This is a genomic window from Rhodococcus sp. BUPNP1, assembly GCF_002215235.1.
GTDB lineage: Bacteria > Actinomycetota > Actinomycetes > Mycobacteriales > Mycobacteriaceae > Rhodococcus.
On the sequence record NZ_NERM01000035.1, the window covers coordinates 12,144 to 36,752 of the forward strand.

18 protein-coding genes are annotated in these 24,609 nt (G+C 62.0%); 9 read left to right on the forward strand and 9 right to left on the reverse strand.

Annotation, left to right across the window (positions count from 1 at the left end):
- Window positions 1–68: 68 nt before the first annotated feature.
- The 3 genes from B9C99_RS23100 to B9C99_RS23110 all read right to left on the reverse strand — a co-directional run bounded on the left by B9C99_RS23100 (window position 69) and on the right by B9C99_RS23110 (window position 4,796).
- Entirely contained in the window at window positions 69–1,517 is a 1,449-nt protein-coding gene (locus tag B9C99_RS23100) for an aldehyde dehydrogenase (RefSeq protein WP_088899474.1), read from the reverse strand.
- Window positions 1,518–1,557: 40 nt separating this feature from the next.
- A complete protein-coding gene (locus B9C99_RS23105) occupies window positions 1,558–3,198 on the reverse strand; it encodes an NAD(P)/FAD-dependent oxidoreductase (RefSeq protein ID WP_060655096.1) in 1,641 nt (546 codons plus the stop codon).
- Between the two features lie 899 nt (window positions 3,199–4,097).
- Complete coding sequence (locus B9C99_RS23110) at window positions 4,098–4,796, reverse strand: IclR family transcriptional regulator (RefSeq protein ID WP_153008491.1); 699 nt, start codon at window positions 4,794–4,796, stop codon at window positions 4,098–4,100.
- A 282-nt stretch (window positions 4,797–5,078) separates the two neighbouring features.
- Between B9C99_RS23110 and B9C99_RS23115 the strand changes: the two genes are divergently transcribed.
- Window positions 5,079–6,230 (forward strand): acyl-CoA dehydrogenase family protein, encoded by a 1,152-nt coding sequence (locus B9C99_RS23115; protein ID WP_064061482.1) that lies wholly within the window; start codon window positions 5,079–5,081, stop codon window positions 6,228–6,230.
- The gene (locus tag B9C99_RS23120) at window positions 6,230–7,324 is read left to right on the forward strand and encodes an acyl-CoA dehydrogenase family protein (RefSeq protein WP_064061483.1); all 1,095 of its coding nucleotides are present in this window, start codon (window positions 6,230–6,232) and stop codon (window positions 7,322–7,324) included. The genes B9C99_RS23115 and B9C99_RS23120 overlap by 1 nt, the downstream gene beginning before the upstream one ends.
- A gap of 146 nt (window positions 7,325–7,470) precedes the next feature.
- Here B9C99_RS23120 and B9C99_RS23125 read toward each other — a convergent pair whose 3' ends face one another.
- Both B9C99_RS23125 and B9C99_RS23130 read right to left on the reverse strand, forming a co-directional pair.
- Window positions 7,471–8,631 (reverse strand): iron-containing alcohol dehydrogenase, encoded by a 1,161-nt coding sequence (locus B9C99_RS23125; protein WP_088899475.1) that lies wholly within the window; start codon window positions 8,629–8,631, stop codon window positions 7,471–7,473.
- 10 nt (window positions 8,632–8,641) lie between these two features.
- Window positions 8,642–10,132, reverse strand: coding sequence for a CoA-acylating methylmalonate-semialdehyde dehydrogenase (locus B9C99_RS23130; RefSeq protein WP_088899476.1), 1,491 nt, complete (start codon window positions 10,130–10,132; stop codon window positions 8,642–8,644).
- 114 nt (window positions 10,133–10,246) lie between these two features.
- Here B9C99_RS23130 and B9C99_RS23135 point away from each other — a divergent pair, with 114 nt between their 5' ends.
- Window positions 10,247–11,161, forward strand: a complete 915-nt coding sequence (locus tag B9C99_RS23135; RefSeq protein ID WP_088899477.1) for a LysR family transcriptional regulator — start codon at window positions 10,247–10,249, stop codon at window positions 11,159–11,161.
- Between the two features lie 572 nt (window positions 11,162–11,733).
- A complete protein-coding gene (locus tag B9C99_RS23140) occupies window positions 11,734–12,867 on the forward strand; it encodes a TetR/AcrR family transcriptional regulator (protein WP_072740604.1) in 1,134 nt (377 codons plus the stop codon).
- A gap of 430 nt (window positions 12,868–13,297) precedes the next feature.
- Here B9C99_RS23140 and B9C99_RS23145 read toward each other — a convergent pair whose 3' ends face one another.
- Complete coding sequence (locus B9C99_RS23145) at window positions 13,298–14,941, reverse strand: NAD(P)/FAD-dependent oxidoreductase (RefSeq protein WP_039585267.1); 1,644 nt, start codon at window positions 14,939–14,941, stop codon at window positions 13,298–13,300.
- 1,439 nt (window positions 14,942–16,380) lie between these two features.
- Between B9C99_RS23145 and B9C99_RS23150 the strand changes: the two genes are divergently transcribed.
- The 5 genes from B9C99_RS23150 (at window position 16,381) to B9C99_RS23170 (ending at window position 21,993) form a co-directional block, all read left to right on the forward strand.
- Window positions 16,381–17,154 (forward strand): enoyl-CoA hydratase-related protein, encoded by a 774-nt coding sequence (locus B9C99_RS23150; protein WP_088899478.1) that lies wholly within the window; start codon window positions 16,381–16,383, stop codon window positions 17,152–17,154.
- A 5-nt stretch (window positions 17,155–17,159) separates the two neighbouring features.
- Window positions 17,160–18,320: an acyl-CoA dehydrogenase family protein gene (locus tag B9C99_RS23155; protein ID WP_088899479.1), complete on the forward strand. Its 1,161-nt coding sequence runs from the start codon at window positions 17,160–17,162 to the stop codon at window positions 18,318–18,320.
- Window positions 18,313–19,419, forward strand: coding sequence for an acyl-CoA dehydrogenase family protein (locus B9C99_RS23160; protein ID WP_088899480.1), 1,107 nt, complete (start codon window positions 18,313–18,315; stop codon window positions 19,417–19,419). Before B9C99_RS23155 ends, B9C99_RS23160 begins: the two co-directional genes overlap by 8 nt.
- A complete protein-coding gene (locus B9C99_RS23165; RefSeq protein ID WP_088899481.1) occupies window positions 19,419–21,041 on the forward strand; it encodes an AMP-binding protein in 1,623 nt (540 codons plus the stop codon). The genes B9C99_RS23160 and B9C99_RS23165 overlap by 1 nt, the downstream gene beginning before the upstream one ends.
- Before the next feature lie 88 nt (window positions 21,042–21,129).
- Window positions 21,130–21,993, forward strand: coding sequence for an SMP-30/gluconolactonase/LRE family protein (locus tag B9C99_RS23170; protein WP_088899484.1), 864 nt, complete (start codon window positions 21,130–21,132; stop codon window positions 21,991–21,993).
- A 61-nt stretch (window positions 21,994–22,054) separates the two neighbouring features.
- On the opposite strand, the gene B9C99_RS25685 is transcribed toward B9C99_RS23170, so the two are convergent.
- The 3 genes from B9C99_RS25685 to B9C99_RS23180 all read right to left on the reverse strand — a co-directional run.
- Window positions 22,055–22,672, reverse strand: coding sequence for a hypothetical protein (locus tag B9C99_RS25685; protein WP_143543591.1), 618 nt, complete (start codon window positions 22,670–22,672; stop codon window positions 22,055–22,057).
- Between the two features lie 1,288 nt (window positions 22,673–23,960).
- Complete coding sequence (locus tag B9C99_RS23175; RefSeq protein WP_088899482.1) at window positions 23,961–24,245, reverse strand: YciI family protein; 285 nt, start codon at window positions 24,243–24,245, stop codon at window positions 23,961–23,963.
- Window positions 24,246–24,501: 256 nt separating this feature from the next.
- Window positions 24,502–24,609 (reverse strand): helix-turn-helix domain-containing protein (locus B9C99_RS23180; protein WP_143543590.1); only part of this gene is annotated, 108 nt, incomplete at its 5' end.

Sequence of the window (24,609 nt, forward strand, 5' to 3'; positions counted from 1 at the left end):
ATCGGATGAAGTCTCAGGCTGGACGCACTGTCGGGGGCGATATGGAGGGTCTGCGGGCGTTGCGAAGCCTAGACGTATATCGACTTGTACTCGAGATAGAAGTCCAGGGACTCGGGCCCGAATTCGCGGCCGACTCCGCTGTTCTTCACGCCGCCGAACGGGGAGCCGGTATCGAGGGAGTAGTAGTTCACTCCCACGGTTCCGGATCGAATACGTGACGCGATGTCCAAGCCGTGTTCGGTGTCTTCCGTGAAGACGACTCCTCCCAAACCGAATGGTGTGTCGTTCGCCATGTTGATGGCGTCCTCTTCGGTCTCATAAGGGATGACGGAGATGACAGGTCCGAAAATCTCGTCCTGTGCCAGCGGACTGCGATTATCGACACCCTCGAAGATGGTGGGAGACACGAACCAGCCGCGGGGACATTGCTGAGGGGAGTCGGTTCCGCCGCGGATCGTTCGGAATCCCTCGGACTGCCCGAGGCGGATGTAACTCCTCACCCGCTCCCGATGCTGCTCGCTTACCATGGGGCCCATGGTTACCGACTCGTCGAGTGGGTCTCCCATGACCAAGCCGTCTACGTAGGACGCAAGGACGTCGATGATCTCGCTGGACCTACCGTGGGGAACCAAGATGCGGGAGTTCGTGGTGCATGTCTGTCCCCCGTTCTTGAGCACGGCGTCTTTGAGGCTTCTGGCAAAGACGCCGAGGTCGGCATCGGGGAGCACAATGGCTGCGGATTTTCCTCCGAGCTCCAGGGAGACTCTCTTGAAACTGCGGCCGGCGACCTCGCCGATCGCTTGTCCTGCTGCAGTGGAACCGGTGAAGGCGATCTTGTCGACATCGGGATGGGCTACAAGGGCTTTGCCTGCATGAACGCCGCCGGCAACGATGTTGAGGACGCCAGGTGGTAGACCGGCTTCCTCGGCTGCCTCTGCGAGTACATAGGCATCGAGCGACGTCTCCGGTGCCGGCTTGAGAACTACAGTGCATCCTGCTGCCAGTGCGGGCCCGATCTTGGCCATGGCCAAGAGCTGTGGATAGTTCCAGGCAGTAATTGCGCCCACGACTCCTACGGGTTCTTCTCGCACGATGGTGGAGCCCATGCTGCTGGGTCGGCGGGTCTCGAATGTTCGTGTCTCGATGAGATCTGCCATGGACCGCAGGATCGCTACCGGAGCCGTTGCGCTTGTGCTCACCGACAAGGAGGAGATCATTCCGGTCTGCCGGCTGACGAGCTCTGCAGTCGATCTTCCTCGACGCTCGAGGCTGTCGGCGAAGCGCCGCATCACTGTAGCTCGCTCGTGGGGGGTGCTGCGCCCCCAGGGTCCTTTCTGGAGTGCGGCCCGTGCGGCGTGCACAGCCGCATCGATCTCCTCGGGCCCGCCCATCGCAGCAACACCCAGAGGGCGCTCGGTTGCTGCCTCGAACACCGGTGCCAGATCGGAGGTGCTCGCTTTGCGCCATTGGCCGTCGATGAAGAAACGTTCACGTTCAATGCTGTTGATGACAGGCATTATTCACTTCTTCCGAGGTTGAATCCGATTGAGCGAAACCTCACGATACCCGCAGTCCGTCGGTGTATCCTGCCGCCTTTTCCTTGTGCCAGAAATCCAGGTACATGGGCAGACCGTTCAGATACTGAAGCATCTGGGGCTTCTTGCCGGGGATGTTGCTGCCGTTGTACCAGGACTTTGCATGCTTGAACAGCGCCATGTCATCGGTACCGTTGATGTGATCGGTCCAGGTCTGGTCGGCTTCGGGAGTCGATTCGAACCGGGTAAGGCCCTCCGAACGAAGAAATTCGAGGAACTCGACCATGACCTCACCTTGAAGCTCCGCGTTCGTGGACCCGTTCGCAAAGGCGGCGGGGCTCTGCGGACCGTACACGAACATGGCGTTGGGAAAGCCGGCGGTGAATGCGCCGAGGTATGCGTCGACGCCCTGGCGCCACTTCTCGCCGAGGGTAACGCCAGCGGAGTTGCGGACCTCCATCGAAGTGAGCGCACCGGTATTATTGTTGAATCCGGTTGCAAGTACGATGATGTCGAACTCTCCGTGCTCGATACCATCGGATGTGCGAATTCCGGTTGCCGTGAACCCGGTGATCGGTGACTCCTGGATGGAGACGAGTTCGACGTTCTCCTGGTTCATCACCTCGTAGTAGTTCTGGTGCAGGGCCGGCCGCTTGGCTCCGAACGGATGAGGCGCTACGTCAGGCACCAGCAGGTCGGCCTTGACAGGGTCGAGGATCTGCGGCTTGATCTTGCTCTTCCAGAACTCGTAGACCATCGAGTTGGTTTCTTCGCTGAAGAGGTAATCGGAGAAGTTCCCGAGCCAGAATGCGAATCCGCCCTGATTCCACAGACGTTCGAACAGTGCGAGACGCTCTTCCTCGGACGTGTCGACGCCATTTCGGGGATCGAACTCGTAGTCGATCGCAGCGAACGTTTCGCGACACTTGACCGCCACATCCGGCATGGTCTCCTTCAGGACCGCCTGCCTCTCCTCGGTGAGGTATTCCTGATGCATGGGCAACGAGAGGTTCGGCGTGCGCTGGAAGACGGTGAGTTTCTCGACGACAGGGCCGGCTTCCTGAACTACTTGGACTGCGCTGGCGCCGGTGCCGATGATGGCAACTCGTTTGCCGGTCATGTCGATGTCGTCTCGCCACCGCGCGGTGTGGACGAGTTCACCTCGATAGGCGTCCATTTCAGGGATGTTCGGGATGTAGGGTTCGGTAGTCGATCCCGTTGCGAACACGACGAAGCGTGCGCGGAAGCTCTCGTCGTTCTGTGAGACGAGGGTCCACATCCGCTCGTCCTCGTCGAACGTCGCGCTGACGACCTTGGTGTTGAAGCGCGAGTCCTTGCTCAGGTCCAGTTTGGAGTCGACGTAGTTGAAGTAACTGCGCATCTCTTCGTGGTCCGGGAACATCTGTGAGAAGTTCCAGTCCTTCCAAAGGTATTCATCGGTGAACTGGTAGACGGGTGCGTGGCTGTCGACGCGTGCGCCTGGGTAGCGGTTGAGGCTCCAGGCCCCACCGAAGCCTCCACTGGCTTCGAGCAGGATTACGGAGAACCCTTTGTCCCGAAGGTGGCGCAGCTGATAGATCCCGCCGAAACCGCCGCCGACCACGATGACGTCGTAATCCTGCGTTTCCGTCGTGGCGTGCTCAGGGAGATGGGTTGATGTCATGGGCCTAGACCTTTCCGAGGCTGACGTGCGGGCAGAGTTCCGGGGCGTTGTGTCTGGCTTTGCTTTCCGAAAGTCAAACGGCCTGTCGGAGTTGCGACCTCGTTGCGTATGGGGTGTGGCATGGGTCACGGAGATGGAATGAATCGACAATAGCGACCCACCAAAAAATCCGCAACTAGAAATAAAAATACGTAAATAAGTAGATAGGCGCTCTGCGGCAAGGTTTGCGCGTCTTCTGAAGGCGAGGGGGGACCATGTCAGGACAAGGGGTGTTTGTTGTCGGCGGGGGAGTTTGACACTCGGGCGCGTGCAGGCCGAGTCGCTTGGTGTCGACGGCACATCGACGAGTGCGGGACCCTCGGTTCCGCCCGATGTCGCGGACGGGTGCTACGGCGACGACGTGGGCGAAGCGAACTCGCTGTTGTGGAGTGCTTGCGCGACGCTCCCCTGCGGCCGGCCGGAGATCAGAAGCAGATCAACGATGTGAATGGTGGCTACAGGGTGCGAGACATGTTCGGGCGCACGTTCCTCCGCTGTGATCGACGGCGTCTGCCGGACCCTGCCGACCGTTACGGTCTGCGGCGTTCGATCCGGAAGTCGCGCCGCGTGGAGGCGCACCCTCCGATATATCCGGTGGTCGAGCGGTGCACCGGGAATCGATCATCTGTTAGGTGAAGGTCGAGAGATCGAGCAGGCGGGTCCGATCGCGATGTGAGGGTCACGCTCGCTCGAGAGGCGGCGGCCTGGCCGTCGCGTGTTGCTCACGGATGCGGTCGCTTACCGCGAGTGACCGCATCAACCCTGGTCCGTTTCTGTGTCAGGCGGGGTGTGGCGTCGGTCGACACGGTCGTCGAGCCGGGTCGAGCGACTCATCGAGGAATCAGTGTCCGTGTTGCAGGCTAGCGAAAGCCCCACTTGGTGGCGTATCGCAGGCAGATCTCGACGAGTTCGTCCTGCCGTTCGACGATGGTCTCCCGTATCCCGACCACGCCGAGGGTGGCGATGGTCCGGCCGCGTTCTCGGAGGGCGACCGATACCCCGTCTGCATGTTCAACGGCCACACCGGGTGCCACGCATACGCCGGTGTTCTCGAGCTCATCGAGTGAGTGCAGGAAGCGCTCTACGAAGTCGGCATCGGAGGATGGTCGAGAGTTGAGGTACGCCCAGATGTCACGTTGATCGCGATCGGCCAGCAAGAGCCATCCTGCAGAGGTACGCAGGAGAGATCGGCGCACCCGGTTTTCTGCCAGGTATGCGTAATGCGGGTCGGAAGAGACGTGATCGACGTAGAACAGGTCGTCGCCGACAGATGTGGACAGTGTGATGGTCAACCCGGTCTCGGCATGGACCTGCTCGAGCTGATCATGGCTGATCGAGGTGACCGGAGGTCGGCCTGCGATGACGTTGAGAAGATAGGGCGCGGTGCCGAGGGTGTAGATCCGGTCGCGCTCGTCGAGGTAGCCGACGGCGACGAGACCGTTGATCAAGCCCTGGACCGAACTGACGGGCGCGGAGAGTGCCCGTGCGATAGCGGTGAGGGTGAGGCCGTTTTCGGACCGGGCTACGAGTTCGAGGATCGACGCCACCCGATCGACCATGCGGTGCCGGGGACGGCCGGGAACCTTCTCGACCGGCACGGCTCCGGGGGACCCAGGAGTGTCAGCCATTTCGTGAGCCTATCAACAGGGAGAACTCCTCCAACCGATACATAATTACGTAAGATAATGCGCTATTGCGTAGATGTCGAGGACTGGATAGTGTCCATCCGAGATGGGGCCGGCGTTCGCCCCCCCGATCCGACCGGCCGCCGCTTACTCGGCGGCGAAATTCACGCGAGCATGTCGGGCCTCGCCCCAGCCGGAACTTCCTATGGAGGCACTATGAACCCCTCCGTCGCGCCGCCGACGACGGTGACCACTGATGAAATGGATGCTCTACGCGCCGAGGTACGCACCTTTCTCGAGAAGGAGACCGCGGCAGGGACACTGACACCGGGCATCGACACCTGGCTCACCCGGTGGGACGAGGACTTCACCCGCCGCCTCGCCGAGCACGGTTGGGTAGGAATGACCATCCCGACCGAGTACGGCGGGCACGGCCGGACCCATCTCGAGCGTTTCGTTGTCACCGAGGAACTGCTCGCGGTAGGCGCTCCGGTTGCAGCGCAGTGGGTGGCAGACCGCCAGATTGCACCATCGCTGCTGAGATACGGCACCGAAGAGCAGAAGCACAAGTACCTTCCCCGAATTGCTGCGGGTGAGTGCTTCTTCGGCATAGGAATGAGTGAGCCCGACTCAGGATCGGACCTGGCCAGTGTCCGGACCCGCGGCACCCGAGTGGAGGGCGGTTGGACCGTCACCGGCACCAAAGTGTGGACCTCGGGCGCCCACCACGCTGAGGCGTTCATCGTGCTGGCCCGCACGGAACCACTCGACACGGCACACCGCCACGCGGGCCTGAGCCAGTTCATCGTCGACCTCCGTTCCCGAGGCGTGACGATCCGGCCGATCATTTCCCTCTCCGGCGACCACCACTTCAACGAGGTCGTTCTGGACGAGGTATTCGTTCCCGACGCCAGGGTCTTCGGCACGTTGGGCAACGGATGGGAACAGGTCAACTCGGAGCTTTCCTTCGAACGCAGTGGACCCGAGCGTTTCCTTTCGACCTTCCGGCTCCTGGCTGCCGAGATCGGCGCGGTCCGAAAGGGACTGCTGCCCGAGCGCACCGACCTGGGACGTTCTGTGGCCCGGATGGTCGGACTGCACGCACTGAGCCAGAACATCGCCGGAGCCCTTCAACGGGGCGAGAAGGCCGACACCGCCGCCGCCCTGGTCAAACTCCTCGGTACCAGCATGGAAGGCGACCTCGTCGAGTACGTCTCTGATCGGCTGGGTGACGAGACCATGGACGGGCAAGCGGAAATCGAGGCTCTGTGCAGGGCCGGACTACACCAGCGTCCGGGGTTCACACTTCGCGGCGGTACCAACGAAATCCTGCGCGGCGTGATCGCGCGGGGGCTGGGGATGCGCTGATGACCACGACCGCGAGCACAATCGATCTTGCCGTAGACGGGGATCTCCAGGACCTCATGGACGATCTTGTCGCTGGGCACTCGGGGCCGGACATCGAGCCGGATCCGGCCGCTGTGTGGGCCACCTTGGGTGCGGTCGGACTGGCCAGGCTGACCGCACCCGAGGAGACCGGGGGCAGCGGCGCGGGTTGGGTCGAGGCCGCTGCTCTGTTACGCACGACCGCCGCTGGCGGCGTGGCCGTGCCCTTCGCCGAGACCGATCTGTTGGCAGGTCCCTTGAGGCGCGCGGCCGGCCTCGACGACTCGTCGTCGGACACAGCGACCGTCGCCGTCCTGAGGGCGGACGGCCTCGCGCAACGTGTGCCGTGGGCTGGCGCCACCGGGTCCGTTGTCTGCGTGCGTCGGGTCGATGCGGGCTACGAGATCGCGGACGTGCCCACCGATCGGCTGACCGTCGAGGCGGTCGAGGGGATCTCCGAGGTGCCCCTCGGGTCGGTCCGGGTCGACGGTGACGTCACCTGGACACCGGTGGACACCCGTGCCGTCGAGGATTACGTCCTGCGCGGCGCTCTCATCCGTGCGATCCAGTGCGTCGGCGCTATGGAGGGCATGCTGGCTTCGGCGGTTGCACACACCACCGACCGCGCTCAGTTCGGGCGCCCTCTGGCGCGGTTCCAGTCCGTGCAGAATCTCGTGGTCGACACTGCAGCCGAGTCCGTCCTTGCCCGTGCCGCCGTCGACACCGCTCTCGCAGACGCTGTTACCGACGACCTTGCCGGCGACTTCTCGGCCTTTCGTGTCGCGGTGGCCCGCAGTGTGGTCTCACCAGCGCTGGCCGTGGCGGTGCGCAACACTCACCAAGTGCACGGCGCAATCGGCACCACCCATGAGCACACCCTCCACCGGCTCACCCTGCCTGCGTTGCAGTGGCGTTCGGAATTCGGGTCCGCTGCGTTCTGGGAGCGTCAGCTCAGCCGTGCCGCCGTCGACGCCGGTATGGACGGGACCTGGCCGATGATCGTCGAGGGTACGCGGATCACGGGTACAGCTTCTGCCTATCTCGATGCTGTATCCGGACGTTCACGTCCTGACTGAGTGCATGAGTTCATGACGACGGTGACATCGTTGCGGAGCGAGCTCCCCGGCGATGGGGGCGGCTGAGCGGCAGGACCGAAAGGGTCCTGCCGCTCGAGCTCTCACCCTGACTCGTCGGACAGCGCGGGGCGCGGATCGCATCCACGCTAGTCGTAGACCTCGACGTACAGTTCGGCGATTTCGTCGACAGTGGGCACAACCGGGTTGTTGCCCGGCGAACCCGAATCGAGCGCCTGTTGCGCCATCAGTGGGATCAGATCGTTCCAGCGAGCTCGGTCGATACCGTGGTCGCGGGGAGTGGGAACAGCCAGGTCATGACATAGTTCGGCCAGGGAGTCGACGAGGGACTGCGCGGCGATACCGTCACCGGTGGCTTCGGTGGCCACACCGAGGACCCTGGCGCAGTCTGCGTATCGTGACTCGGCGCCTTTGACGGAGAATGCGGTGATCGCCGGGAGCAGCATGGCGTTGGACAGCCCGTGCGCGACATGGAAGTGCGCGCCGATGGGTCGGCTCATTCCGTGAACGAGGGCCACGCTCGCGTTCGAGAACGCCATGCCGGCCTGGGTAGCGGCGAGCATCATGGCTTCTCGTGCCTGCTTGTTCTCGCCGTCTTCATACGCGGCGCGCAGATTCTGGCCGATGGTGCGCATGGCTGCGAGTGCGAGGCCGTCGGAGACAGGGTTGGCTTTTCGGCTCACATACGCCTCGATCGCATGGGTAAGTGCATCGACTCCGGTATCGGCAGTCAGGCGAGGGGGCATGGACATTGTCAGTTCGAAGTCCACGATTGCTGCGATGGGCAGGAAGGACAGGCCTGGACAGAGCATCTTCTCGTCCGTGACGCTGTCGCTGATGATGGTGAACTGCGTAGCCTCCGAGCCGCTGCCGGCGGTGGTCGGGATCGCGACGACGGGAAGCGCTGGTCCGGTGTAGACGTGCGGGACCTTGTAGTCCCGCATCCGGCCCCCGCGGACCCCGAGGACGGCCAGCGCCTTCGCAGTATCCATCGGGCTGCCGCCACCGAAGCCGATCACCGAGTCGGCGTTGTGATCGGCGAGCAGGGCGAGCCCTGTTTCGAGGGAGTCGGTGGTGGGGTCGGGAACGGTGTCGTCGAACAGGGCTGGTGTGATGCGTGCTTCGCGCAGGAGAGTCAAGATCCGTTCGGACGTGCCTGTCGAGGTGAGGAACTTGTCGGTCACCACTACCGGGCGCTGCAATCCGAGTTGACGGATCACGTCCCCGATGTCGTCGACGGTGCCCCCGCCGATTCGCAGGAACCGTGGGAAGGCGATCTGGATACTCATGGTGCCGTCCTTAGTCGTTCTGAGGGAAGCCGAGGTTGATGCCGCCGTGGTTGGGGTCGAGCCAGCGGGTGGTGACGACCTTGCCGCGGGTGAAGAAGTGCACACCTTCGGTGCCGTGGGCGTGTGTGTCACCGAAGAGGGAGTTCTTCCAGCCGCCGAAGCTGTAGTACGCGGTGGGGACGGGGATGGGGACGTTGACGCCGACCATACCGACCTCGACTTCGTTCTGGAAGCGGCGGGCTGCGCCGCCGTCGTTGGTGAAGATGGCGGTGCCGTTGCCGTAGGGGTTCGAGTTGATCAATTCGAGGGCTTCGTCATAGGTCTCGACCCGTACGACGGACAGGACGGGGCCGAAGATCTCGTCGGTGTAGACGCTCATATCGGTGGTGACGTGATCCAGAAGGGTCGGTCCGAGCCAGAATCCGTCGCTTCCGCCATCGGCCTGCACGGCCCGGCCGTCGACTACGACGGTGGCGCCGGCAGCTTCGCCGGCGTCGATATAGGAAGACACTTTGTCACGATGTGCTTTGCTCACCAATGGACCCATATCCGAGTCCTTTGTGCCGTCGCCGGTTTTCAGGCTCAGGGTGCGATCCTTGATCTTTGCAACCAGCTCATCGGCGATGTCCCCGACCGCGACCAGTGCGGAGATCGCCATGCAGCGCTCACCGGCGGAGCCGAAGCCCGCGTTCACCATCGCGTCGGCGGCCAGATCGAGGTCGGCGTCCGGCAGAACAACGGCGTGGTTCTTCGCGCCGCCGAGTGCCTGGACGCGCTTGCTGTGGGCGGTTGCGGTTTCGTAGACGTACTTCGCGATGGGGGTCGACCCGACGAAGGAGATGGCCTTGATCGCCGGATTGGTGAGTAGTTCGTCGACGGCTGTCTTGTCACCCTGCAGGACGTTGAACACGCCGGCAGGCAGACCCGCCTCGGACCACAGTTCGGCGATCCACAGCGCTGCCGTGGGAACCTTTTCCGACGGCTTGAGGACCACGGTGTTCCCGGCGGCAATCGCGATGGGGAAGAACCACATCGGAACCATGGCGGGAAAGTTGAACGGGGAGATGATGCCGACCGGCCCGATGGGCTGGCGGATCGACGCCATGTCGACCTTGGTCGACGCGTTCTCGGTCATCCCACCCTTGAGAAGGTGGGCGATGCCGCAGGCAAATTCGACGACCTCCTGGCCGCGGGAGACCTCACCGAGCGCGTCGGAGAGCACCTTGCCGTGCTCGGAGGTGATGATCGCAGCCAATTCCTGCTTGCGGGCGTTGAGCAGTTCACGGAATGCGAACAGAATCTGTGTGCGCTTGGCGATCGAGGTATCTCGCCATGCGGGGAACGCCGCCGCGGCTGCCTCGATCACCGTGCGGGCGTCGTCTGTGCTCGCAAGTGCAACTTCTGCAGTCACTGCGCCGGTGGCGGGGTTGGTGACCGGGGCCGATGTGCCGTTGGTGCCGGTGAAGGGCTTGTTGTCCAACCAGTGTGGGATGACGGTCATGGTTATGTGCTCCTGTGACTCTGTGGTTTTCTCGAGTCTGTCGGTGCATATGTGCCGCGGTCAACGAGTATCTTCGCAGTGAGAACTGCAATTTTGCAGCAGCGAGGGAGTGGGATGTTCACCGCCGATAACATGCGTTTTCTGCTGGAGTTGTCACGGACCGGGCGGATCGTGGACGCGGCCAAACGTCTGGACGTCGATCAGACCACGGTGTCGCGCAGGATCACCAGACTCGAGAAAGACATGGGAGCGCGACTGTTCGACCGGGGATCGTCGGGATGGCAACTGACCGAGGCCGGCCGGCGTCTGGTGCCGTACGCAGAAGCGGTCGAATCGACTCTGTTGGCTGCACTCGACGCGACATCGTCCGCTGGATCCGGCAGTCTTCACGGCACTGTCCGGATTCTCACCCCGGACGGTTTCGGCGCCTATGTGTTGGTTCCGGGACTGGGCATGGTGCGCGACAGACACCCTGACCTGTTCACCGAGTTGCGTACGTCGACCACACACGATCTGGTGACCGGTCGCGACTTCGACCTCGCAGTCACTCTCGAACGGCCGTCACCACGATCGGTGTCTGTCAGCAAGCTGGCCAACTACGACCTGCGTCTTTATGCATCACGTCGCTACCTCGACTCGCACAGTGCCATCGAGGCCCTCGACGACCTCGAGGACCACACGTTGGTGTGGTACGTGAACGCCATCTTGGACGTCGAGCCGTTACGTCGACTCGAGCGTCTCCTGCCCAAAGATCGCGCGCATGTCCAGACGAACAACATCACCGGCCACTATCAGGCTGTCAGGTACGGGGTGGGTATCGCGCCGCTCCCGACCTACATCGGTAATGCCGATCCCGATCTCGTGCCCGTACTCCCGGACAAGTTCGTGGCCGAGAGAACCTATTGGTTGGTTGTTCCGCGAGAACTGGCTCGCCTGGCACGGGTGCAGGCCGTCATCGAGGTTCTTCTCGACATCGTCAGCGAGAATCCGGATCTGAGGGCGCCGGGTCAGGGCGGTGATTCACGCTGATTCGCGTGTCGCTCGGATGGCTGTGGCGGTGGAAGGACGCCTCCGGCATCTTGTCTGTCTCGGGAACGGACAGACCATGACGGTGTGGGAATGCCGAGCAGCTCTTCACTTTTCAGCCTTCGGTCTTCGGACGTCCATTCGGCCGATCCTATCGACCGATAGGATAGTAAGTCAATGGTCCATAACTGTCAGTGGTCGTCACCAGATGGTGGTTTGACCTCTCATCTGAGATAAACAACCTGCATGATATGTGCTTGCGGGTGGTTCATGTCGGGTCGCAGGCGCAAATTAGGTAACCTGAGGTAACAACTTGTCGTGGTCGGTGTGTGGCTGCGAAGTGTCTCCGGAAGATTGGAGGAGGTCTGTGCTCGTTCAACCGGAGCGACGTAGCAGTCTCGCACGACCCGACGGGGGAGCGCCCTGGCTGGGGCGTAGTTGGACCGACATGCTCAACAGCGACGCGACGTGTCTACCGGAGGCGAGGTCCGGAGCTGAGCCCGTCATGAACGGAGAGACCCATGGGGGCTGAAGCACGAGTTGCACCGACGTCACGTCGGCCGAAGGACCGCAATGTGCAGATTGCGAACAATGCACGTGAGCTGTTCGCACTCAGGGGCTTTCACGCCGTTCGCGTAGACCATATCGCCGAGGCGAGTGGAGTCACCGCGCGTGCGGTGTATCGGCACTACAAGAACAAGCAGGAACTCCTCGCCCGCATCATCGATGAGGATCAACAGCGTTGGATCGACGCTCTGGATTCGATCTCAGAGGTCGAGTCGGATGAGGAGCTGGCCCGGCATCTCGACTACCTGGCGCGTGTCGGTATCGAAAGTCGCCGGCTGTCGGTGCTGTGGCAGCGTGAAGCACGCCATCTCGACGAGGATGATTTCCGAACCGTACGAAGCAGGGCAGTGTGGATCTCGGACAACGTTGCCGGTCGACTGATCCGTCCGTGCCACCCCGGCCTCGGCGCGTTCGCAACCGATGTTCGCAGTTGGGCGGTTGTCAGCGTCTTGACCAGCCCGGCGTTCTACGACAGCGCGCTTTCGCGGTCTCGTCTCGCTACCGTGATGGCAACGGCATGCGAACGGATCATCGCTGCGCCGACAGTCGAGCCTGTGCGTCGCCGGCAGACGCCGACTGTCGAGAACGTGCCGATGGCGCGGCGCGAGCAGTTGCTTGCGGCCGCGGCGGCAGCCTTTCGTCGCAGTGGATATGCCGGCGTCAGCATCGACGATATCGGAGCGGATGTCGGGTTCGCCGGTCCGGCGATCTACCGGTATTTCAAGACCAAGTCGAGCATCCTCGTCGCATTGATGGAGCGATTCGCCGAGTGGCGAGCATTGGAGGTCGTTCGAGCGCTGCGCACCTCCATTGATCCGGCCGAAGTGTTGTCCGCGTTGATTTCCGGGTACGTGCGTCTCGGAATCGAGGCCGTGGATCTCCTCGCCGTGGCACTGACCGAAGGGCATTACCTTCCAGACGAGGATCGTGAGCGCTTCGAGCGGATCAATGACGATTTTGTCTCCGAGCTGCGCCGGTGGTACTCCTCGGTCCGGCCGGATGTCGACCCGGCGGCCGCGCAGTCGCTCGTGAGCATCGCGGTCACCGTGGTGCACGACTTGGTTCGGATTCCCCATTTCCTCCGCTCCCCGGACTTCGAATCCGAGCTCGATCGGGTAGTGCATGCCCTGTTTGCAGACTGATGTCGACCGGCGTGCTGGGACGCGTGGGTCAGGCACGCCTCTGCCTTCCGATCTGTAGGTCGGTTTTCGAACCGGACCCTTCTCCCGCTCTCGACCGGTCGGAGCACCGGAGTTGGAGACGACCGCCTGGTGGGCCGTACGTGACAGATCGGCGTCGACGTCGTCCATATTGGTGCGTTCGGACCTGAGGGCGTAGTCGACGTCGGGCGGATGCCGGCCAGGTCCCGACCGTGTCGTTCGGATCGAAGGACCTGCCGAGGTTCCGAAAACTGCTCGAGCGCAGTGTTCATCGCCGTGAGCGAGTATTCGGTGACCTCGGGCTCGAACGTCGAGCTCACACAGTGGAGCGGCGCATCCATCTACTTCAACAGTGACGGCACGGGTGCTGGGGTTGTCCGACCCCAGCACCCGTGCCGTCACATCACTGTGTTCAGGTGCGGACGAAGCCGGCGTAATCGTTTTCTGCCGACTCCTGGTTCTTCTTCAGGTACTGGGCCAGACCACCGGGGTAGGCCAGCAGTTCACGCTTCTTCCCGGGCACATTGGCATTCATGTACCAGGAGTCCGCGAGCGGGAAGATCGTGGCGGCGGTGACTTCCTCGAAGTGCTGCTGCCACTCCTTCTCGCCCTCCGGCGTCGCTTCGATCCGGGTCAGGCCCCGCTCACGCATACTGACCAGGCAGTCGATCACCCAGTCTCCTTCGAGCTCTGCACAGGTCGGTCCGTTGCAGAAGGCCGACGGGCTCTGCGGTCCGTAGACGAAGAGGATGTTCGGAAAACCCGAGGTGGCACGACCGAGGAGGGTGTGAACACCGTTCGCGTAGGTCTCGCCGAAGGTCTCACCGTTCGTGCCTACGATGTCGATGTCGCAGAGGCCACCGGTGAACGAGTCGAATCCGGTCGCCAGGACGATGACGTCGAATTCGCGCTCGACACCATCAGCGGTGACGATGCCGTTCTCGTAGATGTGATCGATGCGGTTGTCGTTGACGTCCACGAGTTCGACGTTGTCTTGGTTGAAGGCTTCGTAGTAGGTGTATTCCAGCGGGCATCGCTTGGAGCCGAAGGGATACGGAGGCTCGGTCGGAACCAACTTCTCGGCGAGGACGGGATCCTTGATCCGGCCGCGGGTCTTGTCGCGCCAGAAACGGTAGATTCGGTTACTGACCTCGACGTCGAAGAACAGATCGGCGTAACCGCCCAGCCAGATCTGTAGGCCTCCTTCGGCGTACAGCTTCTCGAGTCCTTCGGTGAACTCCTCGTCGGTCATCTCGGCTGTCGGTTTGTAGACCAGGTCGTAGGCGAGACCACCGAACGTCTGGTTGCGGAACTCGAAGAACTTCGGGTAGCTCTTGCGTAGCTCCTCGTTCGCGGCATGATCGAGCTTGGCCGAATACATCGGTAGCGTCATCGACGGCGTGCGTTGGAAGACCGTCATCGACTCCACCTGAGGGGCGATCGATTGGATGACCTGTACACCGCTGGCGCCGGTGCCGATCACCGCGACGCGCTTGCCGCGCATATCGTAGCCCGTGGGCCACTCGGCGGTGTGGAAGATGTCGCCCTCGAAGGTGTCGCGCCCCGCGATGTTCGGGATGAGCTTCTTGGAACCCGTACCGAGCATCGGAAGGAAGAACCGTGCCCGGGTCAGAAAGGTCTCACCGGTATTCTCGTTGCGGGACTCGACAACCCACTGATCGCGACTGGTGTCGAATCGGGCTGCGAGCACGCGAGTGCTGTAGTGGATCTCCGGACCGAGTTCGAGCTTGTCGACCACGAAGCGGAAGTACTCCTGCAGTTCCTCCTGACCGGGGAACATCTCCGACCAGTCCCACTCCTTCCAGATGCGCTCGTCGGAAAACTGGTACGCCGTGGCCTCGGTATCGACCCGGGCGCCGGGGTACTGATTCCAGTGCCAGACACCGCCGGCCTCGGAGCCTGCTTCGTACAGCTTCACCGTGAACCCCAACGCGCGCAGGCGTTCGAGCGCGTAGACGCCGGCGAACCCGCCGCCGACTACCAGCACGTCGAGCTCCTCGGTTACGGGACGAGTGTCCTCGAGTAGGGAGACCATTGTGTATTCCTTTCGCACCTTGGATCTGAAGCCTCGGGCTGTTCGATTCATCTGATCGATCGCAGCTCTGGACAAAGTCGATGTCGGACGCCGCAGCGGGCACCCTTCGATGTCCCGAGTTCACGAATGTCATCGAGCGCTAACGCGCACTCTCCGAATGGGACGATGGTGCCCCCGTCGTCAAAATATGTCAAGAATCACTAATTCGTGTTCGCGATGATCTGGTACCCGCGCCTTCCCGACGCGTCCATGCGACTGTAGTGAATGTAGGTGTTCTGCACGGTCGTTGGTCACGGTGGTCGGGGAGCCGCCGGCCTCGGACTCGAAGTATGGACGGTGCAGCGTTTCGCTAATGGTAACCATCGCTAACTTAATTGAGCTCATAGGCGGCTCGGGGATCTCGAGGTGGCGACCGGTGTCCACCGGGATGGCCCGAGACCCGCATACGGTGTGCCGAGTCGACCCGTAATGGTGCCGGGTGGAATGCGTCGACCGGCCCCGAACTTCTTCGCACCCGCCGCGTATCGCGGATGCGTCAAGGGTTGGTCTCCCACCGACCGGCCTCATCGAGACCTTACATAGCCTCCCAATATCGTTCGGAGCGCATGGAAGCTGATCGGTTCGCAGCGTCCGACAAGTGATTCTTGGTTCACGACGAGGCGCCCGAAATCTCGACGGGTCGAGGACGACGGTCTCGTGGGCGTGCGGAGAACCGGATCGTCCAGGCTGCCGCGTAAAGACCGCCAGCGTCGATCTCAGGACACGCCTCTCCCCGATGCTGACCGTGTGCCGTTGCGTGAGCGGTGAGCGGCCTACTTCTCGGGATCGAGGAGAGGGGTTCGAGTCGGTTTAGGAGATCTTCTTAGCATTTGATGACTTGTTGTCACCGGTGGGGGGAGTTTCTTCGCGAATCATCGTTGCTAGGGGAGAAGTCCTCGACGATTGTTGGGCGCCGCTGGGGCTTTACCGGCCGCTCGGGATGTCTGCGTCGACGTATGTGGATCCATTGCGTGGTACTAGGACAGGGGCCTGAAGTTAGTATCCCTTGACATCGTGCTGTGACGTGCATGACGCTGTGTGGGGAAGTTGTGGTGGTGAAGCGGGTCGGTCGAGCAAGGAGCGGCCGACCCGGCCGGGGGCTGCATGTATTGCCGCGCTGCCTACTGTGCCGCACTGCGGCTTCGTAGTGCGTATTGCGACTTGTCGACGAAAGGTGGTGCACGAGCGGGCATTCCGATCCGGAGCGAGATGCGCGGCTACGCAGACTGCATCTGTGCTCCGCGCGGGGTGAAAAATTAGTAGCCGTTGACAAAATGCGGATAAGGTCCCTAATGTGCTCTCATCTCACGAGACAAGCATCCGACTAGAGATTAGCAGTCATAGACTTAATGTCGGACGCTGCAGGCTTGCTCACGGTGTTCAGAACAGGATGGACCAGCATGGAAACGTTCGAGTTTATCGAGTTCGAGGAGTCCGGAGCGACTGCGACGGTCTGGCTCAACCGCCCGCCGGCCAACGCAGTCAGCCAGGACATGTACGTCGAACTGAAGCAGTTCTTCGACAATGTCGACAAGTACCTTCCCGACGCGCGTGTCGTCGTCGTCGCAGGCCGCGGCAAGCATTTCTGCGGTGGCAACGACCTGGAAGAATTCAAGACCCTGTCGCCGGAGAACTCGCCCGCACGCATGAAACAGGTACGCGAGGCCTTTTTCTCGATCCGGGACAGTGCGAAGCCGACGGTGGCAGCGGTGCAGGGTGCGGCTGTCGGTACGGGCCTGTGCATTGCAGCCTCGTGTGACCTGGTCGTAGCTGCGGAGAACGCGCGATTTTCATTGCCTGAAGTGAACGTGGGGGTTATGGGTGGCGCCAAGCATCTCTCGCGTCTCGTCCCACAAGGCATGGTCCGCTTGATGCATCTGAGCGGTGACATGGTGCCGGCCGCAGACATTTACAAGTTCGGTGGGATCGTCGAGGTCGTCTCGAACGACGAGCTGATGACTCGTGCCCAGGCTCTCGCCGATTCACTTGCCCGGCACAGCCCGGCCGCACTGCGCTTCGCGAAGCTGAGTATGAACACCATCGAGTACATGGACCTCAAGTCCGGCTACGAGTACGAGCAGTCGCTCACCGGTGAACTGTCCGGTTACGAGGACTCCAAGGAAGCAGTCAACGCCTTCCTCGAACGTCGTACTCCCCACTACACGGGCAGGTGACCTAGATGACGACGGATCTGGCCGAGTATCGGTCCGGGGTCCGCGCGTGGCTGGCCGACGCGGACATTCCCACCGTTCCCCTCGATCTCGACGAGCGATTCGATGTTCTGCGCGACTGGCAGCAAGTGCTGTTCGAAGCCGGAGGGTTGGGCATCAGCTGGAGCAAGGAGGCCGGTGGCCAAGGGCTGTCCCATCTGCACCAACTGGCGTTCGCTGAAGAATTGGCCTATGCCCGGGCGCCGATGCCTATCGGTCTGATCGGCCTCGACGTCGTCGGACCATCGATCGACGAGTTCGGCCAGCAGTGGCAGAGAGAAGAACTCCTACCGAAGCTGCTCTCCGGTGAGCACATCTGGTGCCAGGGCTTCTCCGAACCCGGGGCCGGATCGGACCTTGCCTCGCTGCGCACCCGGGCCGTGCTCGACGGTGACGAGTTCGTCATCTCCGGCCAGAAGGTATGGACCAGCTGGGCGCACAAGGCACAATGGTGTGCGCTGCTCGTTCGTACCGACCCTGCGGCACACAAGCACGCCGGAATCAGCTACCTGCTGGTGGATATGTCCACGCCGGGAATCACGCCGAAGCCACTGGAGCAGATGACGGGCGACCGCGAATTCTGTGAGGTCTTCTTCGACGAAGTGCGCGTTCCGCGGCGGAATCTTGTCGGAGAGCTCAACGGCGGTTGGGCTGTTGCGACGCACACTCTCGGCATCGAGCGCGCCGCCTACACGTTGCGCCGGCGAGTCGATTACGAGGTCGCGTTCGAAGACGCCGTCGCTGCGCTTCGAGATCATGGGCTTCCCGCGCCGGAAACCGGGCTCGGACGCCGTGTACGCATAGCGATCGGCAAGGCACACGTTGCATTGAAAGTCCTGGGCGCGCAAACGCAGAAAACGGTCGCGCGACTCGCTGCGGGAGAGGTCCCGACTCCGGAGGATTCCGTCGACAAGCTTCTGCTCAACGAGGTCGAGCAGATAATTTTCGGGGAGATCGCCGAGCTTCTCGGTCCATACCGGGCCGTCGAGGAAAGTCGGCCGTTGGGGCTGGCATCAGATCGGTGGGCACATGACCACCTCTATTCGCGGGCGACCTCCATCTATGGCGGCACCTCTCAGATTCAGCGAAATATCATCTCGGAACGACTGCTAGGACTCCCTCGTGGCTGACGACACCACTACTGCAGAACTGGCCAACAGCCTGGAAGACTTCCTCGCTCGCAGTTACGATTCCGCCACCCGACGCGCAGTGCTCTCGGAGAGGAGGGTCACCGAGCTCGGTGGTGTTCTCGGCGAGATGGGAGTGTTCGCTACCTCTGTACCCGAGGTGTTCGGCGGGCTGGGGCTTCCGATGGCGTCGCTCGGACCGTTGTTCACCCTGTACGGCAGGTATCTGGTACCGGGGCCATTGCTGGAGAACTCGCTACTTCCTGCTGTTCTGGCCGCTGATGCACCGGAGACCGCCCGCGCAGTGTTCAAGGCAGCGATGAGCGGTGACGGACAGTTGGCCCTCGTCGATCCGCACGCCACCGGAGACTGGGACGGCGGATCGATCACCGTCCGCAACGGCAGACTCTTCGGACGCTGTCACCTCGTTCGGTTCGGTGGTGATGCTACGCAGCTGGTCGTCGTTTCGGATGATCAGCAGTTATGGCTCGTCGATCCCCATGCGGGAGGCCTCGAGATGATCCAGACCGATGCCAACGCAGATCCGCTCTCGTCTTTCGCCTCGGTTGGTCTGGACGGCGTCGCAGGCACGCCGCTCGCTGATGCGTCTGCAGCGCCGAGGCTGATCGAAGAGATCCGTTCGTGGGTCAGAACGCTCGTCGCATGTGAGTTGAGTGGAATCGCCGCCCATTGCGTACGCACCACGATCGATTACGCGAAGGAGCGTGAGCAATTCGGTCGGCCGATCGGATCTTACCAGGCGATCAAGCACATCATCGCCGATATGCATGTACATGCCGCCTCGGTTCGGAATCTCTGCGATTCCGTACTCGCGGACACGGTGAACAGCGGAGCGCCGACAGCGGTCGACGCAGCTGTGCTGAAGGCGCACGCTTCCAAGGTGGCCGTCGAGGTCTGCCAGGACGCGATCCAGGTGCACGGCGGAATCGGATTCACCGCCGAGGTCGATCTGCACTGGTTCTACAAACGAGCGCTCGCCCTACGACCCTGGTACGGCGATACCCGGACATTGGAAGAGATGGTCGGTGCGGCAGCATTGGCGCAGACCACAGAACACGCAAGCACGGCGAAGGCGGTCTGATGATCCCACGAGGTGGAAATGTCGCTCCCACTCGCGACTACGTGGCGTCCGGGGATTGGGACGGCGCCTTCATCGACGACTATCTGGCGACCGCAGCCGCCGCGGTACCGGACCGGATGGCACTGGCCGAGCCGACCCGATCGTTGACCTTCGCCGAGTTCGACGCAGCAGTGAACGCGTTGGCAAGCGCCATGCAAGCGCATGGCATTGCGCCTGGCGATATCGTCTCGTGGCAGTTACCGAACTGGATCGAAGCGTGCGTGGTCCATCTGGCTGCCATACGTATCGGTGCTGTGAGCAACCCGATCATCCCGATCTACCGGCAGACCGAGACCGCGTTCATTCTGCGACAGTCTGCTTCGAAAATCGTCTTTGTCCCGTCGGTCTTCCGGAACTTCGACTATGCGGCGATGGCCTGCGAGATCGCTCGTGAACTGGACGAACCACCCACCGTCGTAGTAGTCGGTGAGGGGAGCCCAGCCAGCGGCATCCGGTACGACGCCTTCGTCGAAGGCGCGGAAAAGCCGAACCGTGTCGACCGCTCACCGGACGATGTGGTGCTACTGCTGTACACCTCGGGAACCACATCCGATCCCAAGGGCGCGATGCACAGCCACAACACTCTCAACTACGAGAACCGCAGCATCGCCGACCTTCTCGAACTGAGCGAATCCGATGTAATCTTCATGCCATCGCCGGTCGGACACATCACCGGAATCCTGTACGGGATCCAGCTACCACCGATGCTGCGCAGCGGCGTGGCGCTGCTCGATGTCTGGAGTCCGCAGGCGGGCATGCGTCTGATCGACGAGCACCGCTGCACCACGACGGTCGCTGCGACTCCGTTCCTGCACGGGATCGTCCACGACCCGTCCGGCTCGTCACATGACCTCTCCTCGATGAGGAACTTCCTTTGTGGTGGCGCCGATGTTCCCCCTGACCTGGTCATCGAGGCCACCGACACCCTTGATGCTCTGGTTGCGCGTGTCTACGGATCGACGGAGTTTCCGACGGCATCGGCCGGCAAGCGCAACGATCCCTTGACCAAACGAGCAACGACAGATGGCCGAGCAATCAAGTCTGCGGAGATCCGAATCGTCGACGACGACATGCAGGACGTGACCCCAGGGGTTCCCGGTGAGATTCTGCTGCGCGGGCCGGAGATGTTCCTCGGATATCTCGACAACCGACTCAACGACAGTGCGTTCACCGCGGACGGTTGGTTCCGCAGCGGTGACCTCGGACGTCTCGACACCGAGGGCTACCTCGAGATCGTCGGCCGCAAGAAGGACATCATCATCCGCGGCGGCGAGAATCTCAGTGCCAAAGAGGTAGAGGACCACCTGTTCGCCCATCCGATGATTGCCGACGTCGCGGTCGTCGGATCGCCGGATCCCGTCCTCGGAGAACGAGTCTGCGCGATCGTTGTACCGGAGCCCGAAGTCGAGATCGAGCTCGAGCATCTCACCGGCTGGTTGATCGAACGCAACATCGCACGGCAGAAGCTCCCGGAAAGCCTGATCGTCGTCGACGAGTTGCCGCGGACGGCAAGCGGGAAGATCCAGAAGTTCAAATTGCGGGAGCTCGCGGCGGACCGCGTCAAAGGCACAGTCCACCGTTGAGTGGACCCGACACACCGGACACAAGCACCCTTCATTCCTCGAGCAATGACCATCGCCGCGAATCCCTCGCGGCGGGATGGAGAACATCATGAGAGAGCACCGCTCGGCCGTTTTCTCGACCGGTCACCAGTTCCTCGAAGGTCTTCGTTGGCACCATGGCAAGCTCTGGGCCAGTGATTTCTTCAGCAAGACGGTGAAGACGTTCAACGCCGACGGTTCGTACACCGACGTCGCCGAGGTCGAAGGCTCGCCATCGGGACTGGGCTTCCTGGATGACGGTTCGGTCCTCGTCGTGTCACAGATGGATCGAACCGTCGTGCGGATCGGACCCGACGGTACACAGTCGGTGCACGCTGACTTCAGCCAGTACGCCGGTGGCATCGGCAACGACATGATCGTCACAGGCAAAGGTGATGCGTACGTCGGAAACTTCGGTTTCGCTCTCGGGGAGGAAGACCCGAAGACAACACGCTTGGTCCATGTGTCCGCAGACGGCTCCATCAACCCCGTCGGTGGTGAAGTTCTGTTCCCGAACGGCATGGCGATCACCCCGGACAGAGTTCTTCTCACCGCCCAGACATGGCGGCACTGCATCACGGCGTTCGACATCCAGGAAGACGGAAGCCTGGCCAACGAGCGAATCTGGGCCCAGCTCGACGATTCCGTTCACCCGGATGGCATCGCACTCGACGCTGACGGCGGTGTGTGGTTCGGCAACGCGTTGACCCTCGAGTCGGACAGTGGCTTCTACCGAGTTGTCGAGGGAGGAGAGATCACCGACAGGGTTGCGATCGATGGGGCCTGGTCGGTCACCTGTGCATTCGGCGGTGACGATCTCCGCACCCTGTACATGGCGTGCAATGTGACCACGCTCGAGGAGTTTCACGACGGCAAGTCGACTTCGGTAGTCGCGACTGCGAACGTCGGTTACAAGGGCAGCCCGGCAATGTGAGTAGGACTGCCGCAGAAGTATCGGGTCCAAGGGCTGATCTCGGCCGAGTCGACCCCGGTGCTTATGCGGGATTCGGGCGCACTGCAGGTGGGATACGCGCGAGGAGGGAAACCAAGTCGGTCTGACAGGCGTACCCGAAATAGGTGTTCAGTATCGTGGAGAACCCGAGTGCATCAGGCACGTCATAGGCTGGAAGTTCGGCCTCGATCGTGGCGACACAGCGATCGTAGGTTTTCCTGATCGCCGGCGAAGAAGTGGCAACCTGAATGTGTTCACGCGCCGGTGATGTCAACAAGTCCCCATTGAAAAGGTCGATACAGATCGGCTCGGTGACTTCGGCATCAGGGTTCATAGGCACACACGTGTATATCCGACCACCCCGGGACCTCACCTCGTGCCACGCTCGGGCTTCGGCACTGTCGACCCGATCGAGCCACTCGAGGTGACGTTCGGCGAACTCGACAAACCCTGCAGCATCGAACTCCGACTCTTGCCGAATATCCGAATTCGACTCAGCTTCTCCTGGATTGATGTTCGATACAACTGTGCGCGGGTCCGCGGCGTCCGTCCTGCTCCGCTGGGACGCCGCCGTATGGACAGGTGCGGTGTCGGAACCGGACTCAGGTTGAGAACGACAAACCGAAGGCATTACCCCGAGGTGCGGACCGGACAAGGTCATCGTGCATCTACTCCTTCACTACGACCCCTGTCATATGATCGTGTGGACGACCTCCTGTCGTTACTGACTCAGCGCCATCTCCGGCGACGGGCCAGCGAGCTCGGATCACTCTGTGTTCGGTCTGCTTGGAATCGGCGCGAATACGTTCTCTCACTGGAGATATGAAGCCGGATCCGGGTAAGCACATCGATACGGAGCCGACGACAGCAACGTACACCTCGATGGGTATCGGTAGGACGACTCTGACCCGCGTCAGCGATTCAGGTCGTGGATGGGCCAGTACGAACACCACAGCGCGCACTGCGGCGATCCGTCGCTACGTCGACATGCTGCGAACAGCTCGCCGGCGAAGGGGGTGTTCTATCGAGGACGGAGAACCCTGCTTCGATCATCGCCTTTGATCACCGAAGCAGGGTCCCGGCAGCCCGAGCGCAGGCAGCAGGTGGGATCTGCCCGTGCCCAGTGGCGGAGGCACGCCGCCTCGCCCATGCCGCATACGCACCATCGGCCGACACGTGGCTCTCGGTGGATGCTCATGAGACGAACCGTCAACAGGTAGTTCGCTGTTTCTGGACCGCATGACTGTCGACGGAAGATACCTGCTCAATCAATATATGTAACAGTATTGTTCACTACTGCGTGACTTTGCCACCCCATCGTTTCTGGATGCTCGTTCAGTGGCCTCGGAGCGTGGAGCACAGTTCTTACCCGAGTCTCGACCATGTGCTCGGTGGCCAAGGCTTCGCCGTGCACCATCCGCGCACATCTACTGAACACGTCCAGTTTCCGTTGGCCAGAGCCTCCCAGATCTCCCGCCCAGGTATCCCGAAGGCTTCGAGGACCCGGCGATCGCTGGGCGCGACATTCTGAAGGGCGGTGGGGGCATAGAAACCGAGTGTGAGGGCGCGGGAACAGCCGTGGCTGACTTCCGGCGTAGCGCCCACGTCAAGGATAGAGAGATCTGTTCCAAGATTGCCGTGTCACACCGGTTTCCGTTGACACGTCGGTTGTGTGAATCTACAGCCGCACCCTGCGCTGATTGTCTCTCGAACCCGTGGATCTGGTTGGACCCGATCAGGCGAGCACTCGATCGGCCGGCTGCATCTCCGTCCGCGCGTTCACTCCACCATGTATCGACGGGCGCCTCAGGACGTCACGTGACGCAATTCCTGGCCCCACATACGATCCGCGCCTTCGTCGAATGCACACACTGTGCGTCCCATCGTCTGGTCAACTGCAAAAATGCTGCATGCTGTGACCAACAGAAGCTAGGCATGCCGCTTCGTCGTCAGATTCCCACGAGGGGTCCGAGGACGGGCTTCCACTGGTAGATGGTCTGGTCGACGACAACACCCTGCGTGACATAGGGGTCCTTGGCGAGCAGGGCCTGCAGGTCGTCTTCGCTGTCCGCCTTGAACACGAGCAGCGCGCCGGCTCCGTCGGCCCAGGCGCCCGCTTCCTGTAGCACGCCTTTGGCGGCCGCGTCCTTGACGAAGACCAGGTGGTCGGCATGGGCGGCCTCTTTGACGGATGCGTCAGTGGTGTACGACCAGATAACAGCGAACAGGGCCATGGTCACTCCTCGGGGGATACGGTCATGAAACGACGCGCGTACTCCTCATGGAATACGTACTCGAGAACGGTAGGGCGTCGGATGCCGCAGCGAGTGTCCTATTTTGCAACACCGTCCGTGCACGACGACGAGGTACAAACGGCATCATTGCTGTCCCGAACAGAGATGGGGAGACGTCCGCTCGGCGTGAGGAAGAGGGTGTCCCCGCAGACTCAGCGGCGAGGATATCCCGTTATACGACAGAGTGTTTCAGGGGTCAGGAACCGAACGTTTCGTTTTCCAGGCCCAGTGCGCGGATCTTGCGGTAGAGGGTCGAGCGGGCCACACCGAGTCGGTGGGCGGCGAGGGATTTGTTGCCGTCGGA

Coding starts and splice junctions, on each gene's coding strand:
- B9C99_RS23100 (WP_088899474.1), bottom strand. CDS start 1,517: ATGCCTGTCATCAACAGCATTGAACGTGAACGTTTCTTCATCGACGGC.
- B9C99_RS23105 (WP_060655096.1), bottom strand. CDS start 3,198: ATGACATCAACCCATCTCCCTGAGCACGCCACGACGGAAACGCAGGAT.
- B9C99_RS23110 (WP_153008491.1), bottom strand. CDS start 4,796: ATGGTCGATCGGGTGGCGTCGATCCTCGAACTCGTAGCCCGGTCCGAA.
- B9C99_RS23115 (WP_064061482.1), top strand. CDS start 5,079: ATGAACCCCTCCGTCGCGCCGCCGACGACGGTGACCACTGATGAAATG.
- B9C99_RS23120 (WP_064061483.1), top strand. CDS start 6,230: ATGACCACGACCGCGAGCACAATCGATCTTGCCGTAGACGGGGATCTC.
- B9C99_RS23125 (WP_088899475.1), bottom strand. CDS start 8,631: ATGAGTATCCAGATCGCCTTCCCACGGTTCCTGCGAATCGGCGGGGGC.
- B9C99_RS23130 (WP_088899476.1), bottom strand. CDS start 10,132: ATGACCGTCATCCCACACTGGTTGGACAACAAGCCCTTCACCGGCACC.
- B9C99_RS23135 (WP_088899477.1), top strand. CDS start 10,247: ATGTTCACCGCCGATAACATGCGTTTTCTGCTGGAGTTGTCACGGACC.
- B9C99_RS23145 (WP_039585267.1), bottom strand. CDS start 14,941: ATGGTCTCCCTACTCGAGGACACTCGTCCCGTAACCGAGGAGCTCGAC.
- B9C99_RS23150 (WP_088899478.1), top strand. CDS start 16,381: ATGGAAACGTTCGAGTTTATCGAGTTCGAGGAGTCCGGAGCGACTGCG.
- B9C99_RS23155 (WP_088899479.1), top strand. CDS start 17,160: ATGACGACGGATCTGGCCGAGTATCGGTCCGGGGTCCGCGCGTGGCTG.
- B9C99_RS23165 (WP_088899481.1), top strand. CDS start 19,419: ATGATCCCACGAGGTGGAAATGTCGCTCCCACTCGCGACTACGTGGCG.
- B9C99_RS23170 (WP_088899484.1), top strand. CDS start 21,130: ATGAGAGAGCACCGCTCGGCCGTTTTCTCGACCGGTCACCAGTTCCTC.
- B9C99_RS25685 (WP_143543591.1), bottom strand. CDS start 22,672: ATGACCTTGTCCGGTCCGCACCTCGGGGTAATGCCTTCGGTTTGTCGT.
- B9C99_RS23175 (WP_088899482.1), bottom strand. CDS start 24,245: ATGGCCCTGTTCGCTGTTATCTGGTCGTACACCACTGACGCATCCGTC.